At 44.9% G+C, this 19,745-nt stretch carries 19 protein-coding genes and 1 riboswitch; of the genes, 9 read left to right on the forward strand and 10 right to left on the reverse strand.

The window, feature by feature from the left end; genetic code table 11:
- Positions 1-4: 4 nt before the first annotated feature.
- From B3L97_RS05365 to B3L97_RS05375, 3 genes are all read right to left on the reverse strand, one after another.
- Complete coding sequence (locus tag B3L97_RS05365) at positions 5-712, reverse strand: ABC transporter ATP-binding protein (RefSeq protein ID WP_286847539.1); 708 nt, start codon at positions 710-712, stop codon at positions 5-7.
- Positions 706-1,512 carry an ABC transporter ATP-binding protein gene (locus B3L97_RS05370; RefSeq protein WP_286847538.1) on the reverse strand — a complete coding sequence of 269 codons (807 nt, stop codon included), beginning with the start codon at positions 1,510-1,512 and terminating at the stop codon, positions 706-708. Before B3L97_RS05370 ends, B3L97_RS05365 begins: the two co-directional genes overlap by 7 nt.
- A 65-nt stretch (positions 1,513-1,577) precedes the next feature.
- Positions 1,578-2,801 carry an ABC transporter substrate-binding protein gene (locus B3L97_RS05375; RefSeq protein ID WP_024821506.1) on the reverse strand — a complete coding sequence of 408 codons (1,224 nt, stop codon included), beginning with the start codon at positions 2,799-2,801 and terminating at the stop codon, positions 1,578-1,580.
- A gap of 673 nt (positions 2,802-3,474) precedes the next feature.
- Positions 3,475-3,573, forward strand: a riboswitch (THF riboswitch).
- 58 nt (positions 3,574-3,631) lie between these two features.
- Between B3L97_RS05375 and B3L97_RS05380 the strand changes: the two genes are divergently transcribed.
- Positions 3,632-4,183 (forward strand): folate family ECF transporter S component, encoded by a 552-nt coding sequence (locus B3L97_RS05380; protein ID WP_286847537.1) that lies wholly within the window; start codon positions 3,632-3,634, stop codon positions 4,181-4,183.
- A gap of 194 nt (positions 4,184-4,377) precedes the next feature.
- Positions 4,378-6,393: a methyl-accepting chemotaxis protein gene (locus tag B3L97_RS05385; RefSeq protein WP_024821508.1), complete on the forward strand. Its 2,016-nt coding sequence runs from the start codon at positions 4,378-4,380 to the stop codon at positions 6,391-6,393.
- A 200-nt stretch (positions 6,394-6,593) separates the two neighbouring features.
- On the opposite strand, the gene B3L97_RS05390 is transcribed toward B3L97_RS05385, so the two are convergent.
- The 7 genes from B3L97_RS05390 to B3L97_RS05420 all read right to left on the reverse strand — a co-directional run bounded on the left by B3L97_RS05390 (position 6,594) and on the right by B3L97_RS05420 (position 13,328).
- Positions 6,594-8,345 (reverse strand): ATP-binding protein, encoded by a 1,752-nt coding sequence (locus B3L97_RS05390; protein ID WP_024821509.1) that lies wholly within the window; start codon positions 8,343-8,345, stop codon positions 6,594-6,596.
- Entirely contained in the window at positions 8,342-9,043 is a 702-nt protein-coding gene (locus B3L97_RS05395) for a response regulator transcription factor (protein ID WP_024821510.1), read from the reverse strand. The genes B3L97_RS05390 and B3L97_RS05395 overlap by 4 nt, the downstream gene beginning before the upstream one ends.
- A 2-nt stretch (positions 9,044-9,045) precedes the next feature.
- Positions 9,046-9,735 carry a phosphate signaling complex protein PhoU gene (gene phoU / locus B3L97_RS05400; RefSeq protein ID WP_024821511.1) on the reverse strand — a complete coding sequence of 230 codons (690 nt, stop codon included), beginning with the start codon at positions 9,733-9,735 and terminating at the stop codon, positions 9,046-9,048.
- A 38-nt stretch (positions 9,736-9,773) separates the two neighbouring features.
- Entirely contained in the window at positions 9,774-10,553 is a 780-nt protein-coding gene (pstB, locus tag B3L97_RS05405) for a phosphate ABC transporter ATP-binding protein PstB (RefSeq protein WP_024821512.1), read from the reverse strand.
- A 3-nt stretch (positions 10,554-10,556) separates the two neighbouring features.
- Positions 10,557-11,408 (reverse strand): phosphate ABC transporter permease PstA, encoded by an 852-nt coding sequence (gene pstA / locus B3L97_RS05410; RefSeq protein WP_286934496.1) that lies wholly within the window; start codon positions 11,406-11,408, stop codon positions 10,557-10,559.
- The gene (pstC, locus tag B3L97_RS05415; protein ID WP_286847550.1) at positions 11,405-12,274 is read right to left on the reverse strand and encodes a phosphate ABC transporter permease subunit PstC; all 870 of its coding nucleotides are present in this window, start codon (positions 12,272-12,274) and stop codon (positions 11,405-11,407) included. Before pstC ends, pstA begins: the two co-directional genes overlap by 4 nt.
- 241 nt (positions 12,275-12,515) lie before the next feature.
- Positions 12,516-13,328, reverse strand: a complete 813-nt coding sequence (locus tag B3L97_RS05420; RefSeq protein WP_286934498.1) for a phosphate ABC transporter substrate-binding protein — start codon at positions 13,326-13,328, stop codon at positions 12,516-12,518.
- 178 nt (positions 13,329-13,506) lie between these two features.
- Here B3L97_RS05420 and B3L97_RS05425 point away from each other — a divergent pair, with 178 nt between their 5' ends.
- The 7 genes from B3L97_RS05425 to B3L97_RS05455 all read left to right on the forward strand — a co-directional run bounded on the left by B3L97_RS05425 (position 13,507) and on the right by B3L97_RS05455 (position 19,740).
- On the forward strand, positions 13,507-13,632 hold the full coding sequence (locus B3L97_RS05425) for a hypothetical protein (RefSeq protein WP_286934499.1): 126 nt from the start codon (positions 13,507-13,509) through the stop codon (positions 13,630-13,632).
- 158 nt (positions 13,633-13,790) lie between these two features.
- Positions 13,791-15,269, forward strand: a complete 1,479-nt coding sequence (locus tag B3L97_RS05430; RefSeq protein ID WP_286934501.1) for a UxaA family hydrolase — start codon at positions 13,791-13,793, stop codon at positions 15,267-15,269.
- A gap of 116 nt (positions 15,270-15,385) precedes the next feature.
- Positions 15,386-16,387, forward strand: a complete 1,002-nt coding sequence (locus B3L97_RS05435; RefSeq protein WP_286934502.1) for a TRAP transporter substrate-binding protein — start codon at positions 15,386-15,388, stop codon at positions 16,385-16,387.
- Between the two features lie 110 nt (positions 16,388-16,497).
- Complete coding sequence (locus B3L97_RS05440; protein WP_024821518.1) at positions 16,498-16,986, forward strand: TRAP transporter small permease; 489 nt, start codon at positions 16,498-16,500, stop codon at positions 16,984-16,986.
- 1 nt (position 16,987) lies between these two features.
- Positions 16,988-18,262 (forward strand): TRAP transporter large permease, encoded by a 1,275-nt coding sequence (locus B3L97_RS05445; RefSeq protein ID WP_286934503.1) that lies wholly within the window; start codon positions 16,988-16,990, stop codon positions 18,260-18,262.
- Between the two features lie 26 nt (positions 18,263-18,288).
- On the forward strand, positions 18,289-19,074 hold the full coding sequence (locus tag B3L97_RS05450; protein WP_286934505.1) for an IclR family transcriptional regulator: 786 nt from the start codon (positions 18,289-18,291) through the stop codon (positions 19,072-19,074).
- Between the two features lie 3 nt (positions 19,075-19,077).
- Positions 19,078-19,740, forward strand: a complete 663-nt coding sequence (locus B3L97_RS05455; protein ID WP_286847529.1) for a bifunctional 2-keto-4-hydroxyglutarate aldolase/2-keto-3-deoxy-6-phosphogluconate aldolase — start codon at positions 19,078-19,080, stop codon at positions 19,738-19,740.
- The last annotated feature ends 5 nt before the right edge of the window (positions 19,741-19,745 follow it).

Consider the following 19,745-nt stretch of genomic DNA (forward strand, 5'->3'; position numbering starts at 1 on the left):
AATGTTATCTCACCCCCAGATAGGTTTCTTCTACGTAGGAATCTTTTGCAAGGCTGGCGCTATCGCCAGATAAGTGTATTTGCCCGCTTTCCATAACATAGGCCCGGGAGGATATTTCGAGGGCGAGTCGTACATTTTGCTCCACAAGCAGGATTGATGATCCCTGCTGGCTGATTTCCTCTATCTTTTCGTAGATCTGATCCACTACAACTGGTGCAAGGCCGAGGGATGGCTCGTCGAGAAGAAGCAGTTGGGGTCTGGTCATAACCGCTCTTCCTATAGCCAGCATTTGTTGTTCCCCTCCGCTGAGAGATTCTGCCAGCTGATCTCGCCGGTCCCAGAGTTTGGGAAACAGTTGGTAGACCCATTCCAGCTGTTCTTGATACAACGCCTTTTCTTTGAGAAGGTACCCTCCCATTTTTAGATTTTCATAGACAGAGAGGTTCCCGAAAATATTACGGCCTTCAGGGGAACATCCGATGCCGAGAGGTACTATCTTATAGGGAGGTAAAGATGTGATGTCTTTGCCTTTGTAGAGAATAGTACCTTTTGTTACGGAAAGTTCACCGGTAATACATCGAATGGTCGTAGTTTTTCCTGCCCCGTTAGGTCCTACAAGGGCTACAACCTCTCCTTCTTTTACCTCCAGGTTAATGTCGTGAAGGACTTCGGCCTTTCCATAGCCTGCAATAATGTGATTGAGCTTTAACATGCTGCTTCCCCCTTCTTTTCGGCACAGACAGCCTGCTTTTTCCAAGCTTTTTGCCCGAGATAGGCAGTGATAACCTTCTCGTTGTTTTGAACTTCAGAGGGGGTTCCTTGAGCAATGAGAGCACCTTGGTTCATTACAATGATCCGCTCACTAATTCCCATAACCACTTTCATGTTGTGTTCTACAATAATAATGCCCATTGGGGATTCCGAATGAATCATGCGGATAATGCGAATTATTTCGTCGGCCTCAGCAGGGTTAAGACCGGCAGCTGGCTCGTCAAGAAGAAGCACTTTGGGCTCGAAGAGGAGAGCTCGGGCCAATTCTGCCTTCTTTTGAATACCGTAAGGCAGGTCGTCTATGACAGTGGCGGCATATTGGTCCATATTCAACAGCCCAAGGACGTGATGTATTTTCTCTTCTATTCGCTTTTCCTCTTTTTTATATTTTGAAGTGAAGAAAAAAGCGTCTTTGAAGCTATAGCGCAAAGAGAGATGAAAGGCGATTTTCATATTCTCCAGAAGGGATAGTCCCTTCATGAGCCGAAGGTTTTGAAAAGTGCGCACGATGCCTTTGGCCGTAATGCGGTGAGGTGGATTGTTGGTTATATTTTCTCCATCGAGTTCTACTGTCCCCGATGTAACTTTCAGGACTCCGGTAAGAAGGTTGAATACTGTGGTTTTACCGGCTCCGTTGGGACCGATGAGGCCTAAAAGCTCCCCCTGCTCAAGTTGGAAGCTTAGACTGTCCACAGCTCGAAGTCCGCCAAAGCTTTTTGTCAAATTTTGAACGTTCAGCATACCATCAGCTCCAGACGTATTATGAATAGGCAGAGGCTGTGTTCCAGCCTCTGCCAGAGATGTTTTTATAGATCTTCCGGGTAGATGATGTCTTTATAGACTCTCTGTCCGCCCTTGAACTCTTTAAAGACGACTGGTTTCAGAGGAACTCTCGGATACTTCACCATTTGGGGATCTGGATACGAAATGGGCATGGTGGTTTTTACGAACTTGTGGCTTTGAATTGTATCTCTCAAAGCTACTCTCTGTTCTTCAAGAGACATGGAATCCCATTTTTCTTTCCCGATGGTTTCAATGGATTCCAGCATAATATTGACGGCGTCGAAACCGAGGCACTCAAAAGCGCCGGGCTCGTTGTTGTATTCCGCTCTGTAAGCCTCCACAAATTTCTTGGCATTTTCCGTAAGAGGATATTCTGCTGCAAAGTGGGTAGAGACAATGGCACCCTCTATAGAGGGTCCACCTACCTCTACAACGCTCTGGTCGTCAGCACCGTCGGTAAGAACTATAGGAAGCTTGATGCCGAGTTTTTCTGCCTGTTTTGCGATAATAGGCCCATCTTGTGGGAATGGGGGTGTAATAACGATGCCTTCAATCTTTTCTTTCTCTATGACTGTTTTTAGGCGAGTGAGCTGGGCCGTAAAGTTTACGTCGCCAGTTTGATAGATTTCCTGATGTGCAATCGCCGCGTCATCTTTGGTGTAGGCTTTGAAAGCATCCATAAAGAAATTTGAGAGGTCGGTACTATAAGCGCTGGCATTGTCCCAAATAACAGCTACTTTTTTCCATCCCAGGGTATGGGCGCAATATTTAGCTACAGCTTGCCCCTGATAGTTATCTCCAAAGGGAGTCATGAAGATAAAATCTCCAATGCTGGGAATAGTTGGCGTTGTAGCCGTACCGTCAAGGAACACGGTTTTCCCTTCTTGGAAAATGGGGCCGGCAGCAGATACAAGAGAGTCATCGGTCAGTCCACACGCAGCTATTACTTTGCTCTCTTCCACCAAACGGATAGCGGCATTTGAAATAACCGTGGTGTCGCTCTGTCCGTCAATGTTTTTGAGCTCTAGTTTATGACCGATAACACCTCCTTGCTCGTTAGCAAGTTTTACAGCAAGCTGAGTTCCGCGAAGGCCGGCTTGCCCCAAGGGAGCTGCAATCCCTACCTGGCTCCATATAGAGCCAATGACAATGGGACCTTCCTCTGCACTGGCTATAGTTGCCGATGCGACAAAAAACGTGAGAACAAAGAATAGCGACAAAATCTTGCGAATGTTTCTTCCCTTCATACTGAATGCACCTCCATGAGAGTATGTGTGTATAGCTTATGACATAGCTTTTGCTGACGTCGCCCAGCAAAACTTTTTATTGGTAAACAGAAAAATAATTTAGAGTGCTTACATACGAGAAACTTTTGTTATGAAACAACACAGTAAAACTCGTAATTTATTAGAAAGACTCTTTAACGTTATAAAGTAAAAACAGGAACTATCGGGTTGATGTTGACAGAGAGACACACGTGCTTGTTGTGCACGTGCATGTGGTAGTGTGAGTAGTAGTTGTTGAAAGAGAGAGCTGGATAAATGAAGTTGTTGCTAATTTGAAAGAGGAAAAACAATCTTGGGAAACCAGTAGAGGGTGAACACAAAAATTCCACAGCTTCTTCTGTAGCGATTTCTGCTGCGAAAACACGCTTAACATGCTGGGAAAGGCTATATCCGCTGCTTGTAAAAGACAGAACCAGCGCTGCATTGAAAAAACCTCGCTTTCAAAATGAAGTTATATTGAGAATAAGAGTCAAAAACATAAAAAATAAATTCCCAACTTTTAAATATACATACAGTATAAATAAGGAAGACGTTTTGTCAAATTTAAACACTTTCGTTTGCGAAGCATATGCTTCTTGAAGTTTCTAGAAAGAGTTTTTATTGTGGTTCTTATGGTAGAATGAAAAAACATTTTGGCAGAGTAGGCGACTTTGCGTTAAGTGCTTAGGGATGGGACGTTGCCCTGAGACGAAAAGCTTTCACCAGCTTGCGGTAGGCCGCCGCGTTCGCTGTCACATCGATACGTTACTCCTTTGATGTGGCAGACCTGCCCGTAAAGGAGGCGTTTGCTTTTGAAAAAACAGCAAGGTAATTTGTTTAAGTATCACTCTTCAACTCGTGAGATTGTCTATATCTCTCTCCTCGTAGCTTTGAATATTGTACTAACCCGTATTGCGAGTATTCGAGTTCCCATGGCTGGTGTGGAAATGGTGCGAATCGGTTTTGGCGCGTTGCCTGTTGTCTTTGCTGGAATCTATATGGGACCTCGTGCCGGAGGGATTGTAGGGGCACTGGGGGACGCTATTGGATTCTGGATCAATCCTATGGGGCCGTATATGCCCCATTTCACTCTCACAGCAGCACTTACAGGAATTATCCCGCCTCTGGTCTTGAAGTGTTTTAATACCAAGGGAGACTACACCTTCTGGCAGCTTCTTGTGGGGATGGCTGTGGGGCAGACCATCACGGCGGTGTTGTTGGTTCCCTATTTTATGCAGTCTCTTTATGGAGTGCCAATGATAGTTACTATGATTCCTCGTATCCAAACTCAGGTGATTCAGGTCCCCCTTTATGCTTTTTTGGTGAAGAGTATAGCGAGAAGAGTGTCTATTGCCTTTGGTTAAAAAATGAAGGCTTGAGACAAGGAGTCAGTTAAAAAAACGTCCATTTGATCGTGAAAAGAGCCGTTTTAAAAAACGGCTCTTTTTTTGTGGGAAAGTGGATGCATTATACGAACCCAAATATATTTAATGTTTAAAAGAAAGATGATATACAATAGTTGTAAAATTTAAACCTTTTGGGGGGAGGGGAAATAATATTGACCATTCGAAAAAAACTGTTAGGCGTCAGTATTTGTGTCCTTATTCTCTTTTCCATGGCGCTGTTTGTCGTGAACAGAAGAAGTGAGCGTTTTTTTGTTCGTTACCTTGAAGCATCTGGTATGGAGATCATCGCGGCTGATGCTCAAATTGTGGGATCTTTTTTTGAGAAATACGAGAATTTTATGGATGCGGCAGCCTCTGCTGCAGAGCAATCTTATCGCCTTGATTCTATTTTAAAGCCTGCTTTGGAAGAGATGACGAAGAAAATGGCAAAGGATGGAGTTATGGCGGTGTATTTGGGGACGGAAGATGACGGGCGTTTTATTGTAGGTGGCGATTGGGTTCCGCCAGATGGGTGGGATCCTCGCGAAAGGCCGTGGTACAAGCAGGCATTGGAAGAAAAAAATACTATTTTTACCCGCCCATACATTGATTCTATCACTGGCAATGTAGTGACTACAGCGGCAACTCCAGTCTATGAGGGACCTAAATTAATCGGGGTTGTTGGATGTGATGTCGACATTTCTACTTTAAGTGATTTTGTTGCTGGCTTGAAAATTGCGGGGGAGGGGTCGGGTTTTCTCTTAACCCCTGAAGGATTGGTGATGGCAAGTTTTCATAAAGAAGATGTTATGAAGGCCAATATGGCGACTCATCTTCAATTTCCCCAATCTCTTCGAGATATAGCCAATCGCATGATTAACGGGAGCTCTGGAATGGATAAGTTTATACAGGATGGAGTGGAGCAGTACGCATTTTTTGCCCCCACCCGCCATGGTTTTTCATTGGGCATTACCTTCCCCACATCGACGATAAAAACTCAAGTCGGAGCTATTACTCGTCAGCTACTTTATATTGCTGGCGGTATTTTTTTGCTTCTTTTGCTTGTTTTAAGGTGGATTTCTGTGGGGATCAACCGTTCTGTAGATATGTTGACATCTGATGTAAAGAAATTAGGTCAGAAAAACCTGGCTATTCGGTGCCTCACAAAAGGGAATGATGAGATGAGCATGATTGCCATGGAGTTAAACAAGATGGTGGACTCGTTGGGGAATGCTATGACTATAGGTCGCCGCCAGGCTCGACAAACTTTAGATAGTTCACAGACTCTTGGTGCCCTTTCCGAGGAGACATCTGCTTCCATGGAAGAAGTGAAAGCTTCTGTAGATGAGGCAGAGCAAGCCATTCACTCTATCCTTCAGGCGGCTACTTCCGTTTCAAAAGTGGTTCACTCTTCGGAAGAGACAGCTCAAGATGTGGCAAAAGAAACCCAACAGATAGCGTCGTTGACAGAACAGGCGGCATCTCTTACTGAAAAAGTGAGAGGGTTAAGTTCTTCTGTTGTGCAAAATATAGATAATGCAGTGCATCAGGCAAGGGTGAATGGTGAAGCTTCACGTCAGTTATTAGATTCTATTGGCAAAGTAAAAATTTTTGTGGAAACTATCACTAAAATTGCTGATCAGACAAACCTTTTAGCGTTGAATGCTGCTATAGAAGCGGCTAGAGCAGGGGAGGCCGGTCGTGGGTTCGCTGTTGTGGCTGAAGAGGTCCGAAAACTCGCAGAAGAATCTGCAGAGGCGGCTCAGCAAGTTCGCTCCATTACCGATGTAATAGTGGCTGATACTGGCAGGACAAATGATGCTGCAGAAGCGATGGTGGGCATTCTTCAAGAGGCATCTCAGCGTATAGAGGGAACCCAGACAGCTGTAGGGGAGACAAGCGCTATGCTGCCTCAGATTAACGAAGCAGTGCAGAATATAGTGACATTGTCTCACGGCCAGGCAACAGAGGCCCAAAATCTAAGGCAGAGTACTGACGAATCTACCCGGCGTATCCAGGAACTGCTGGAAACTGTCCATCAGATCAGTCAAGCCTTTGAAGATACAGCTCGGGCAGGGGAACAATTGGCTGTAGAAGCTCAGAAGTTGTCTTCTCAGGCAGAAGAGACTCAGAACATTATGGAAGAATTTAAATTGGAAGATCAGAAGGGGCTTATGGTTCAAGCGTAGGTATTGTTTAAAATGCCCGCGCAGTCTCTGCAATGAAGTCTCGGTATGCGTATGCCCCAAGCGCAGGTTCCGTTTAAGATATCCTGCGTGGTTGCCGCAACGAGGGCTCTACATACGTATGGTTCGAGCGCACGTGCTGTTTAGAAATGTCTCTGAGCCTTGTCTCCTCTAATAGACAAGGCTCAGAGATTTTTATATGCTTAATTTTTTTGAGTGGGGAGCTTTATTTCAAATAGTGTTTTTTCTCCATTCGCCGTGACGAGAGCTATATTTCCTCCATGGGCTGTAAGAATTCTTTTGGCAATAGCTAATCCAAGACCATACCCACCAGAGCCCCATTGTCCTCTAGCTCTGTGAGAGTCGCCACGGCGAAATCGTTCGAAGATGAAAGCGGCAGTTTCCTGGGAAATTCCAATGCCGTTATCTTCTATCTGAAGAATCCACCATCCTTCTTGATGGGAAAGAGAGACAGAGATCTCCCCTCCTTTTTCTGTCCCGAATTTCTCTCGAACATATTTTATAGCGTTATCAAGAATGTTTCGGATGGCTCGAGAGAGATCCTGTGCTCGCCCCATTATCAACGCCCTTTCGGGGAGATCTGTTTGTATGGAGATATATTCGGCTAATGGATGATTTCGGCCTTCTTCTGTGAGAGATTGAAGGAGGCGAGAAAGGTCCAATTCTTCCTCCTTTTCTGAGGGGGGCTCGCTTTCCAGCCGAGAGAGGAGGAGCAGATCGTCCACAAGGCTGGTCATGCGCTCCTGTTGATGAATAATGGAATCGAGATAGCGTCCTATTTCTTCGTTTTGTTCGTACTCTTCCTGTAAAAATTCAGCGGTAGCACGAATAGTGGTAAGGGGGGTCTGAAGCTCATGTCCCGCATCGGCAATAAAATCTCGTCGAGCCTGCTCAAGTCGAATTTCCTCTGTAAGGTCGGCAATAACCAGGAGCGGACCACTGCCAGTTTGACGAGCATAAATGCTTAAATGGCGGCCTTCTTGTTCGGGCATTTCTGCTTTAATTGTCTGTTCTTTTCCTTCTTTTGCCTCTTGGAGCAGGGGGTACAGTTCCGCCAACGTGAGAAAACGTTCTATAGGTTGGCCTGGAGTCATAGTGGTTCTGATCCCCAGCAATGTTTGGGCTATAGTGTTGGAATAGCGAAGCCGGTTGTCATTATCGAGGAGAATGACTCCTACAGGCAAGGCTGCGATAATACGAGAAAGAGTGTCTCTCTCTTTCCCAAGGTCTTCCAGAGCGTTTTTTAGACGAGACGACATTGTTTGCAGAGATTCGGAAAGACGTTGAAGTTCCGGATCTGCCATGAGAGGAAAACGGACATCTTTGTCCTCTGAAATAGTATGTGCTGTTGCAATAATACGTTCCAGAGGAGTGAAAAAACGTCGGACGATCCAGAAACCAACCATAATAATCAGAAAGGCAATGATGATAATATACGAGAGAAATTGCAGTTTGGCCTGAAAAATTGTTTCTTTGAGGGTTGTAAGAGGATAGGCCATGCGTATGAAGTATGTTTTGTCGTTGAAGAAAAATTTTCGTGCCAGATAGACCATATAGGCCTTGAGAGAATGGCTGTAACGAGTGGTGCTGCCTAGCCCCTCTTTAGTTGCCTGACGTATTTCCGGTCTTCCTTTATGGTTATCAAGGGTTTCCGCATCTGTTGCGCTATCGAGGATTACCCGCCCATCCTGGTTGATAATAGAGATGCGGCTTCCGAAAATATCCGACCACTGTTGAAGGTTTCGTTGAAAGGCGGAGTATCCGTTATCTTCTATTACTTGTGTTATGGCGGCGGTATGTCTCGACAGCCTGTCTATGGCATCAGAAATAAGCCGCTCTTTCATAATGCTCGAAACAAGAAACCAGCTTATTATGAAAGCCAAAACGGTGACGAGGGTAAGCACCGCGGTTACTTTTCCCTTGAGGGTGTTCATGATTGTTTCTCCCAGGTGAGGCGATAGCCGCGGCTTCGAAGGGTCTGTATAGTGAGGGCGGGTTCTCTTCCGTCCTCGATTTTTTTACGAAGTCGTGAAATATGGACGTCTACAGTTCGCGTATCTCCTCCATAGAGGTTCCAAATCCGGCCGAGCATTTCGTCTCTGGAGACAGTGCGTCCAAAACGCCGGGCCAAGAGTTCGAGGATACGAAATTCTGTGGGGCTGAGGTCGAGAAGTGACTGCCGCAAGATTGCTGTCTGACTTTCGAAATCAAGAATCAAATCTCCTTCCTCCACTCTTTGTCGGCTCTCATCTGCTATTTGGACACGGCGCAAAATGGCCCCCACTCGAGCTGTTAATTCAGCAAGGGAAAAAGGCTTTTTAATATAATCATCTGCCCCGAGGTCTAGACCTTCCACTACGTCTGTTTCCTCTCGACGGGCGGTGAGCATAATAATGGGGATAGAGGCCGTTTCTTTGTTGCTTTTCAGACGACGACAGACTTCCCACCCATCCATTCGAGGAAGCATGAGGTCAAGGATAATAAGATCTGGCTTGGCTGTAAAAGCCATATCAAGAGCCGTATCTCCGTCTGCGGCATTAAGGGTGTCATATCCACGGCGTTTTAAGGCTTGAGAAACTATTTCTTGAATTCCTTTCTCATCATCTACTACAAGAATACGCTGTCCATTCACCCTTATCGCTCCTTTGGCCTGCGGTATGTGGAGGCTTTAACGGTCTTCCCGGTAATAATGTAAATGACCCGTTCTGCTATATTCGTAATGTGATCTCCTGCTCGCTCCAGAGTTCTCGCCACGTTGAGAAGTAGCGTTGCCTGCTCTATACGTTGGGGGCGTTCCATCATGAGCAGAAGTAATTCGCGCATAATCTGTTTTTCAAGGTCGTCAATAAGGTCGTCTAAAGGGAAAACGCGAATAGCCGTAGCTTCGTTTTTAGATTCCAAGGCTTCTAAGGTCTTTTCCAACATTTCAGAGAGAATGTCTACCATTCGGGGGATATCGATGAGAGGCTTCATAAGCTCTTTATCGGCTACTTCAATGGCGGCTTTTGCGATGTTGGTGGCATAATCTCCTACTCTTTCCAGGTCTACCGCCATGTGCATAATGGAAGAAACAGCACGTAAATCTTCTCCGAGTGGCTGAAAACGAGCAGTGAATTGCATGCAAGCCATATCAAGTTCTGCTGCGAGATCATCTATTGCGTCATCTCGGTTAATAATTTCGCGAGCCACGGCTGCGTTCTGATTCTTTAGAGCCCAAACAGATCTGGTGAGAGATTCTTCAGACATTTTCCCCAGTCGAGTGAGCATTCGTATAAGTTCTGTAAGATCCGTTTCGAGTTGTCTTCTTGTATTGATTTGATCCATAGACTTGTCACTTCCTTCCAGAAAAGATCAGATTCCTTTTAGCCGAATCGACCGGTGATGTAGTCTTCTGTGCGTTTATCCTCTGGCGATGTGAAGAGTTTGGGGGTCTTCCCGTATTCTACAAGATCCCCTGTAAGAAAAAATGCAGTGTAATCCGATATTCGAGCGGCTTGCTGCATATTATGCGTCACAATAATGACAGTGTATCTTTCTTTGAGGGTTCGTACAAGTTCCTCGATACGGGCTGTGGCCATGGGATCGAGAGCGCTTGTGGGTTCGTCCATGAGGAGAACGTCAGGTTCTGTGGCAATGGCCCGGGCAATGCAGAGACGCTGTTGTTGGCCTCCAGAAAGGCCGAGTCCAGATGTTTTTAATTTGTCTTTTACCTCAGCCCAGAGAGCGGCTCCGCGAAGACTTTGTTCTACTATTTCGTCAAGATGATCTCTGTTTTTTACTCCATGGATGCGAGGACCGTAAGCCACATTATCGTAAATAGACATGGGGAAAGGGTTAGGTTTCTGAAACACCATTCCTACCCGGCGTCGAAGAGCTATGACGTCAGTGTCGCCTGAGTATATATTGGTATTATCCAGATAGATTTGTCCCTCAATTCTAGCTTCGGCTATAAAATCGTTCATTCGATTGAGGCAGCGAAGGAAGCTGCTTTTCCCGCATCCAGAGGGGCCGATAAGGGCTGTAACGGTCTTCCCATATATTTCCATATTGATATTTTTTAAAACTTTATAGTCACCGTAGTAAAGGTTTAAATCTGAAACAATAAGTTGAGGTCTATTCATGGATACCGACTCCTTGTCCATAAACTATTGCCCCCTTTGTCTGAGGCGGGCTCGCATCATGACTCCCACAGCACTCATTCCGAGAACAAGGGCTAAGAGGACAAGCACTGTTCCGTACTGGATGGGGCGAGTGAGTGTAATATCTGTCCCTTCTGTAGCGAGAACCATAATGTGATAAGGCAGAGCCATGACTTCATCGAAAAGACTTTGGGCCACGTTAGGCGTGAAATAGGCGGCTCCGGTAAAAATAATGGGAGCTGTTTCTCCGGCGACCCGCCCAATACTGAGTATGGCCCCTGTAATAATTGTGGACGAAGCAGCTGGGAAAACAACCTTTCTGATGGTTTGCCACTTAGTGGCCCCGAGAGCGTATGAAGCTTCTCGGAAGTCTTTGGGTACTGCCTGAAAGGCTTGTTCTGACGCAGTAACAATAAGAGGCAAGGCCAAGCATCCAAGAGTGAGGCCTGCTGAGAGCAATGATGAGCCGAAACCTAGAAGAATAACGAAGAGAGAGAGGCCGAAGAGGCCAAAAACAACAGATGGAACTCCAGCGAGGGAACGGATAGCCAGACGAATCAGAAATGTAAATTTATTTTTCTTCGAGTATTCCGATAGATAAAGGCCTGTTGCGATTCCTACCGGCAGAGCAAAAAGCATAGAGACAACCACTAACTGTAACGTGCCTATAAGGGGGGTACTGATGCCTCCTCGAGTCATATTTTCCCTTGGGGGTTCCGTTATAAACTCCCAGGAGAGGGCCTGAACTCCATTTACAAAAATAAAAGCAATGATGGAGAGAAGTAAAATTACCATAGTCGTAATGGAACTCCAGAGAAGAAGAGTCATGAATGTGTTGGAGAGTTTTCGACGATTCATGAAGCCTGCACCTTCCTCTTATTCTCTATCCAGCTCGAGAGAATATTAATGGCCAGCGTGATACACAATAAAATAAGGCCGGCAAAAAAAAGAGCATGGTAGTGCGGTGAACCCACAGGAGTTTCTCCCATTTCTGCGGCTATTGTGGATGTGAGGGGCCTTACGGGGTCAAAAAGTGATAGGGGGACAAGAGCTGCTCCTCCAGCGGCCATGAGAACTACCATGGTTTCACCCATGCCTCTCATAATGCCTAAAAGACATGCTGATAGAATGCCGGGAAGGGCTGCGGGAAAAACCACTTTGCTGATAGTTTCCCAACGGGTGGCTCCTAATGCGAAAGAAGCATCTCGAAGTTCTTTTGGAACTGCGGAAAGGGCTTCTTCCGCAAGTGACCCTACAATAGGGATAATGAGGATCCCCAATAAGAGAGAGGCATTGAAAAGGTTAAGACCGGAAAGGATATTGAACCGTTCCTGAAGCCACGGAGCTATAACCACCATACCCAGAAAGCCCAAAATAATGGATGGAAGGAAACCAAGAAGCTCAAGGATGGGTTTTAGAAAAGAACGGGCTCTCTGCGAGGCTATTTCTGAAATAAAAATGGCGATAAAAAGACTTATAGGGAGAGCCAACACGGATGAAAGAATAGTAACGGTGATAGTCCCTACAATGAGAGATAGCATACCTAAGGCTGGGGGAGTTTCTGTGGGATACCAGTCTGTTCCCGTAAGAATTCCTTTGAGTGAGACTGATTTTAATACAGGAAGTCCTTCCTTGATCAGGAAGAACAGAATAAATAGCATAATAAAAATGCCTATAGAGGAGACGACGGCTATAACCATAAAAGGTATATTTTCTTTTTTCATGTACATCACATATCCTCTTTTTCTATAAGTAGTAGTGTCCATGTTTCCTTTCCTAACACATGTTTCTCGTTTTCTCTCTTAATCATTAATCAGTAGAACAAATACGCTCCTTCCTCCCTATACTTTAGCGAGCAGGAATTCGCCCATGGGAGGATGGGCGAATTCCTTGAAGGGGGGCTTCTAGGTTCTGGTAGCCCGGTTCCTAGGAGGTTGTTTCGCTATTGCTGATTTTGCGCTTTATTTAGTATCGAAGGGGGACAAATCCCGATTCGGCGACGATTTTCTGCCCCTCGCTGCTGAGTACGAAGTTGATGAAGTTGAGTGAGGCTCCTTCTGGCCAGCCGCGAGTGAACATGTAGAGGTACCTTGAGATGGGGTAGGTTCCGTCAAGAGCGTTTTCTATTGTCCCGGCTATTTCGTTAACGCGTATACTCCTTACCGAGTTGTTGAGATATCCAAGGCCGATATATCCAATGGCGTTTGGGTTTTTAGCTACAGTCTGCACCATTGCTCCGTTTGAAGCGACGACAAGGGCTCTTTTGTCCACTCTCTCCTTGTGAAGCACTTTCTCTTCCCATGTTTCGTAGGTTCCGGAACTCGTGTCCCGGCTTACGACGGCAATAGGCTTATCTGGTCCGCCGAGTTCCTTCCAGTTCTTGATGTCTCCCGTATATATTTTTTTCAGCTGTTCAATAGTAAAGTTTTCTAGCGGGTTTGAGGGGTGAACGATAGGTATGAGCGCATCCATAGCTATGGCGAAAGGTACAGGATAGGCTCCTTTTTCTACAGCGGCCTTTACTTCTTCATTTTTAATGAATCTGGAGGAGTTTGCTACGTCAGTAGTGCCATCAATAATGGCTTTGATGCCGTTTCCACTCCCTCCACCTGAGACCGTTATGCTTACGTCAGGATGACTTGACATGTATTTCTCCGCTGCGGATTGGGCGATGGGAAGAACAGTGGTAGAACCTTTGAGCACTAGCTCTGTTGCGAAAGCGACACCGCTCATGAAAAACGCGGTTAAAAGTCCTATGACGACACCTGCTTTTTTCATTTTCAGAAGACCTCCTTATGTTCTCGTCAAGATTTTGTTTTGACAGTTCATAGTATAGAGGCCTGATGTAACAGAGGTATTTCATCATTGTAACAAGAATGTAAAAGTGAAACGCCATATAAATTTCTCGAGTAGACGCGATAAAACTTATCAAGAGCCAGCTTGAGCCCCGATACAGATGGCTAGGATAAAGAACGCTAGCTTTGAACAGGAGCGCTCGGCAAAAGATTATGTAGGGGCGCTTGGGTGGAGTATGGCAAGAGGATACATTAAAGAGCAAGAAGAGAAGATGAAGGGGAAATAAACCCATATATTACGTTTATACTTTCACTTTCCTTTAAAAGCAAGAGGATACACTTCATCTTATTGCTTTTTAGGGAAGAACATGGCTTAATATAAAGAAGTAATTGCGGTTCGCATTACGGTTAGGTTATCCGGAATGCGGAATAGGAGGATGTCTGCATGGGAAATATCCGTGGATTAAAATTAGGATGCAATGATTCTGTTGCAGCTCTAACGGAGGATGGAGCAAAGGGGGATACCCTACGCCTTTTGGATGGTTTTCAAATAGAGTTGAAAGAAAATATTCCTGCAGGTCATAAGGTAGCTTTAACACAAATAGAATCGGGCGAGACAGTATTTAAATATGGCTGTTCTATAGGGCGAGCCATACAAAGGATTTATAAAGGTGGATGGATTCATACGCATAACCTTACCTCCGCCCTGGAAGTTGAATGGACGCCTCAATGGAAATATTGCTCCCCGTCATTGAAGACGAAAATTCCCCAACGATCCTTTATGGGGTATCGGCGAGGGAAATATGGAGTGGGCATACGAAATGAGCTATGGGTTATTCCCACTGTCAGCTGTATCAATGATTTGCTTCGAACCCTTATTCCTCGCTATAGTCCGGCTCCATGGATAGAAAACGTAAGAGTATTAGCACATCCCTATGGTTGCTCCCAGTTAGGCGACGATTTTGAATATACGCTTCGAGCCCTCTCCAGCTTGGCTTTTAATCCAAATGCCGCTGGTGTTTTATTTGTAGGCATGGGGTGTGAGAATCTCCAGATTTCCTACCTTAAAGAGCGTATGTCACATCACCCAAATGTGGCATATACCGTACTTCAAGATGAAGCTGATGACGAAAGGGCCCTTTTTCCCAGGCTTGATTTCCTCGCTGAAAACTCTGTTCGTACGCGAGCAGAATGCCCTCTTTCCGATCTTGTAGTAGGGGTGAAATGCGGGGGAAGCGATGCTTTTTCGAGCCTTACGGCGAACCCACTTGTAGGTCTTTTCACTGATTACCTCTCTTTCTGGGGGGGAACAACTTTAGCTACAGAAATTCCCGAAATGTTTGGGGCCGAAGAAGCAATTACATCTCGTATCGAGGAAGAATCAGTGTTTAACAGTTTTGTAGAGATGATCCATTGGTTTAAAAATTATTTTACTTCTTACAACCAACCTGTATACGAAAATCCTTCTCCAGGAAATAAAGTTGGTGGCATTACGACCCTCGAAGAAAAATCTTTGGGGGCTGTGGAAAAAACAGGGTCAGGACCTGTCACTGATGTTTTATGGTATGGCGAGAGAGCGACACGCCCAGGAGTTGCTATTGTTTTTAGCCCTGGGAACGATCCTGTTTCCGTAACATCTCTCGCCATAAGTGGTGCTGTTTTAACCCTTTTTACAACAGGTCGTGGAACTCCTTACAGTTCTGTGATTCCTTCCATAAAAATAGCGACAAATACCGCTCTCTACGAAAAAAAACACCGTTGGATTGATTTTAATGCAGGAAATCTCATCGAAGGCGAAGGTTGGGATAATGCGCTTTCTCGCCTTGTTACCATGGTGATTGACGTTGCCAATGGCCGATCTACTTGTAACGAACGTCTCAAAGTTGGGGAGATTGGTTTATTTAAAAACGGAGTCATTCTTTAAAAGAATACTCGAGAAGAAGGGGGATGGGGGAGGGGGAGAAAACGGCAATAGGTGTACTCGGTGACGTATGGGTTACGTTGGTGCATATTTAATACCGTTTAAGGAGGCTGTTTGGAGTGAATACGAAGCGTTTTATGCGTATAGCTATGCTGGCAACAATTTTAACGGTGGCTTTTTCAGGTTTTGCATTGGCGGCAACGACTCTCAAAATTGCCAACTACTTTCCTGTAGATCATCCAGCCAACCAAGTTCTTAATGATGTGTTTAAAGCGCAGATAGAAAGCAAGAGCAACGGGTCTCTTAAAGTCCAGATTTTCCCTAATAGCCAGCTCGGTGCAGAGCAGGAGTTTGTAGAGGGAGTTCAGTTGGGAACCATTGAGATGGCTCTGACAGGCAATCTTTGGGAGAATACGGTGGATCTTTTTAAATTACTTCAGCTCCCGTATATGTTTAACAGCTATGAGCATGCTGATGCTGTTTTTAATGGCCCTATAGGGGAGAAGATTTACGAAAGTCTTAAACCTCTGGGAGTTAAAATTCTTGGCGCTTTCCCGAGAGGATTCAGAGTTGTTTCTAATAATAAACAACCTATCAATTCCATTAAAGATTGTAAGGGTATTAAAATGCGGGTATGGCAGGGTGAAGTTATTATTAAACTAATGCAGGGCTTTGGGTTCAGCACAGTTGTTATGCCCATGAGCGAGGTCTTTACGGCTTTGCAGCAGGGAGTTGTACATGGACAGGATAACCCCTTGATGACCTCTTATTTCTCTGGCTGGTATGATGTGCAAAAGTATGTTGCTATGACCAACCATATTTTCGGTTTCCAGTATTTTGTTGTTAACCAAAAGGTTTGGGACAAACTTTCCGTAGAGGAACAGTCTATCGTTATGGATGCTACCAAAGCTTCCATTGCAGAAATTACCCGTCTAACGAAAGAACAGGAGAAAGATGTTCTTCAGAAGACTATCGACAAGGGCCTTGAAGTTACATACCCCGATTTGAAACCTTTTGTCGAAAGCGCCCAGCCTATTATTGCTAATTACATAAAAAGCTGTCCCGAGGCAGAACCTTTTGTTAATGAGATTCGAGAGATCGGGAAGCAATTCGAGAAATAGAATGCATCTGTTTTTTTAGCAGGGGGAGGCCTAAAGGGGCCTTCCCTTGCCATGAAATAAAGATCAAAGCCCGTGGTTTGAATTATTAGGTGAGAGGAGCTTGTTCTCATATGAAAAAAATGGCCATGGCTCTGTACGAGCTCATGTACCGTATTGCTGATGGACTTGCGATTACGATGCTAGTTGTTATGGTGTTATCTGTGTTTACGAACGTAATTTTCAGGTTCTTTTATATGGCTTTCCCGTGGGTGGATGAAGTCAGTCGTTTGGCTTTTGTGTGGATGTCTTTTATGGCGATAGCTTCGGGGTTGAGAATTGGTCTTCATCCAGCCTTCGATGCTTTATCGGAGCGATGTCAAGGCGTTAACGGAAAAATTTTACAGACGGCTATAGATGTCCTTATCGTTGTTTTTTTGCTTTTTCTTCTTAAGGGGGGCATTGATTATGTCTCTAAAGTCTATGTGCAAAAAACGTCAATACTGGTTATTTCTGTAGCGTGGCAATATGCAGCAGTACCGGTAGCCACTATTATGATGCTGTTAGAGATGGCCCGTCAGCTTGTTTGTATATGGGCGCCTGAAGAATTGGAGGAAGCCTAAGATGGGAGTGCTATTGGCTTTTCTTGGATCGTTGATGGGATTTACCATTGTTGGTGTTCCCATTGGTTTCGGTATTGGTTTAGCCGCGTTAATTCTGATGCTTGTTACTGGAACTTTGGAACCTATGGTTTTGGCTCGTCGGATGATAACTGGGGTTGATGTTTATACTCTTTTGGCTATCCCTTTCTTTATGTTGGCTGGGGAGATTATGAACAAAGCAGGTTTGGTTCACGATATCCTTATGTTCGCTAACGCCCTTGTTGGCCGCGTTCGTGGCGGATTGGCCTATGTTAATGTTATAGCGAGTATGCTTTTCGCAGGTATTAGCGGTTCCGCAGTTGCTGATGCGGCAGCCTTAGGGTCTCTTGAAATGCCTATGATGGAAAATGGAGGGTACGATAAGAACTTCTCCGCAGCTATTACAGCAGCATCATCAGTGATCGGCCCCATTATTCCGCCAAGTGTTCCCATGATTATCTTAGGGTCTATCGCGCAGATTTCCATCGCTAAGCTTTTCCTTGGCGGGGCTATTCCTGGAATACTGATTGGTATAGCTCTTTTGTTTGTATCGTACGTGATATCGAAGAAACGGAACTACCCACTCAGCGAAAAAGTTGGATTCAAGGAGTTTTTAGGAGTCTTTAAAAAGACTATTTGGGCATTGATTCTCCCCGTTATTATTCTTGGGGGGATTCTTGGGGGGATTTTTACTGCTACAGAGGCTGGCGCTGTGGCTGTAATTTATGCTGTGATTGTGTCTTATTTTCAGTATGACGTTAAGTGGTCGGCATATCCTGAAATTTTAAAGAGTGCTGCTTTGAATACTGGCGTTGTTATGCTGGTTTGTGCTTCTGCTATGGCTTTGACATGGTTTTTGGCTGTAGCTCAAGTTCCACAGCTCCTTACGAATGTTATTATGAATATAACTGAGAATAAGATGATGTTTTTGCTGATTCTCAATATCCTCCTCTTTTTGGTGGGGATGGTTATTGACCTCACTCCGGCCCTGTTTTTACTTGTTCCTATTCTCTTGCCCGTATGCCGGTCATATGGGATTGATGATATCCATTTTGGGATCATCATGGTAACAAACTTGTGCGTAGGGCTTATTACTCCTCCTGTCGGAACTGTTTTATATGTTACGAACTCTATTTCAAAAATTTCTTTAGGCGATCTCGTAAAATCTCTGTGGCCAATGTACATTGCTCTTTTTGTAGTGGTGTTGCTGGTAACGTACATTCCACAGTTAGTTTTATGGTTGCCTTCTTTTATGTAGTGGGAAGGTGAGAGAGGTGACGGTGTATGGCACAGAAAGATAAAGTGCTTGTATTGCAAAAGGCAATTTCAATTTTAGAAGATCTTTCGGACCGTAGTGAGCCAGCAGGTCTTACTGAAATTGCGAAAGCAACAGGGCTATCAAAAACAACAGCATATCGAATTCTTTCTACTCTGCAGGATAGCAATGTCCTTTTAAAAAACTCTCATGGGCGTTATCAAATAGGTCCGGTTGTGGTGAAGTGGTCAGCTGCCTATAATCGTCGGTCTGGGTTGCTTGAGATGTCGAGAGATGTTTTGGAAGGGATGCGAGACTATTCTGGAGAGACCATACACCTTTTTGTCTTTGAAAATGGTCGAGCCTACTATCTTGAAAAGCTTGAAAGCCCCAGCCCGTTAGTGATGCGTTCGCAGGTAGGAGTAGAGTTGCCTCTCTATAGTACAGCTGGCGGAAAGGCGATTCTCTTTGCCCTCCCCTCTAATCAACTTGATGACTATTTAGCAAAAAATGTTTTAGAGAGACGCACTCCGAATACAATAACAGATCCAGACAGACTTAAAGAGTTTCTAAAGCAATATAAATCTCTAGGATATAGCGAGGAGATACAAGAAAACGAGGAGGGCATTCGTTGTGTAGCAGCTCCGGTTGTAGATGGGAATGGATATCCTATTGGAGCTGTAAGCGTATCGGCACCTGCCTATCGATTCGATGATAAAAAAGCATCGGTAGTGGGACGAAAGCTGGCACAGGAAACGGCGAAGATTTCTTTGCGTATTAGTCGACGACATATGGAAGGAAACAAGGAGGCATAGCAAGTGGAGTATCTTCGAAAATATGAAGTCCTTTCTGCGGTTCAGGAACAGGGGATCGTAGGCATTATTCGTACAGAAAGTGTGGAAAAGGGAATAGAGATGGCAGATGCCATGTTTCATGGCGGCCTTAAGGCTATAGAAGTTTCTATGACGTTTCCAGGAGCTCTTGACATTATGCGTACAGCTGTAGAACGGCACAGAGATAATGACTGTTTTATTGGAGCTGGTACTGTGGTGGATGAAGCCACGGCTCGAATGTGTGTTGTAAATGGTGCCGAGTTTATAGTTTCTCAAAGTTTACATCAAGAGGTGGTTCAAACCTGTAATCGGTATGGCCTTCCAGCAATACCGGGCATTGGAACAGTTACAGAGCTCATGCGGGCTCTAGAGCTTGGTGTAGATGTAGTGAAAGCATTCCCAGGAAGTGTATTGGGGCCAAAATTTATCAAGGCAGTTCATGGCCCTGTTCCCTATGCTCATATCATGCCCGTAGGGGGAGTGTCTCTTGATAATTTGGAAGAATGGTTTAAAGCTGGAGCTTTTGCTGTTGGGCTTGGTAGCGCTTTAACAAAACCAGCGGGATCAGACGGAAGCTACGAAGCTGTTTGCGAGGCTACAGAAAAAGTTTTGAAAGAGATTGCCCGGATTCGAGGTTCTATGAAATAAGAAAG

The organism is Aminobacterium sp. UBA4834 (assembly GCF_002400205.1).
GTDB classification, from domain to species: domain Bacteria; phylum Synergistota; class Synergistia; order Synergistales; family Aminobacteriaceae; genus Aminobacterium; species Aminobacterium mobile.

Excerpts from the sequence above, each read along its gene's own strand:
- B3L97_RS05365 (WP_286847539.1), bottom strand. The coding sequence starts at position 712 with ATGTTAAAGCTCAATCACATTATTGCAGGCTATGGAAAGGCCGAAGTC.
- B3L97_RS05370 (WP_286847538.1), bottom strand. The coding sequence starts at position 1,512 with ATGCTGAACGTTCAAAATTTGACAAAAAGCTTTGGCGGACTTCGAGCT.
- B3L97_RS05375 (WP_024821506.1), bottom strand. The coding sequence starts at position 2,801 with ATGAAGGGAAGAAACATTCGCAAGATTTTGTCGCTATTCTTTGTTCTC.
- B3L97_RS05390 (WP_024821509.1), bottom strand. The coding sequence starts at position 8,345 with ATGAACACCCTCAAGGGAAAAGTAACCGCGGTGCTTACCCTCGTCACC.
- phoU (WP_024821511.1), bottom strand. The coding sequence starts at position 9,735 with ATGGATCAAATCAATACAAGAAGACAACTCGAAACGGATCTTACAGAA.
- pstB (WP_024821512.1), bottom strand. The coding sequence starts at position 10,553 with ATGGACAAGGAGTCGGTATCCATGAATAGACCTCAACTTATTGTTTCA.
- pstA (WP_286934496.1), bottom strand. The coding sequence starts at position 11,408 with ATGAATCGTCGAAAACTCTCCAACACATTCATGACTCTTCTTCTCTGG.
- pstC (WP_286847550.1), bottom strand. The coding sequence starts at position 12,274 with ATGAAAAAAGAAAATATACCTTTTATGGTTATAGCCGTCGTCTCCTCT.
- B3L97_RS05420 (WP_286934498.1), bottom strand. The coding sequence starts at position 13,328 with ATGAAAAAAGCAGGTGTCGTCATAGGACTTTTAACCGCGTTTTTCATG.
- B3L97_RS05425 (WP_286934499.1), top strand. The coding sequence starts at position 13,507 with ATGGCTAGGATAAAGAACGCTAGCTTTGAACAGGAGCGCTCGGCAAAA.
- B3L97_RS05430 (WP_286934501.1), top strand. The coding sequence starts at position 13,791 with ATGGGAAATATCCGTGGATTAAAATTAGGATGCAATGATTCTGTTGCA.
- B3L97_RS05440 (WP_024821518.1), top strand. The coding sequence starts at position 16,498 with ATGAAAAAAATGGCCATGGCTCTGTACGAGCTCATGTACCGTATTGCT.
- B3L97_RS05445 (WP_286934503.1), top strand. The coding sequence starts at position 16,988 with ATGGGAGTGCTATTGGCTTTTCTTGGATCGTTGATGGGATTTACCATT.
- B3L97_RS05450 (WP_286934505.1), top strand. The coding sequence starts at position 18,289 with ATGGCACAGAAAGATAAAGTGCTTGTATTGCAAAAGGCAATTTCAATT.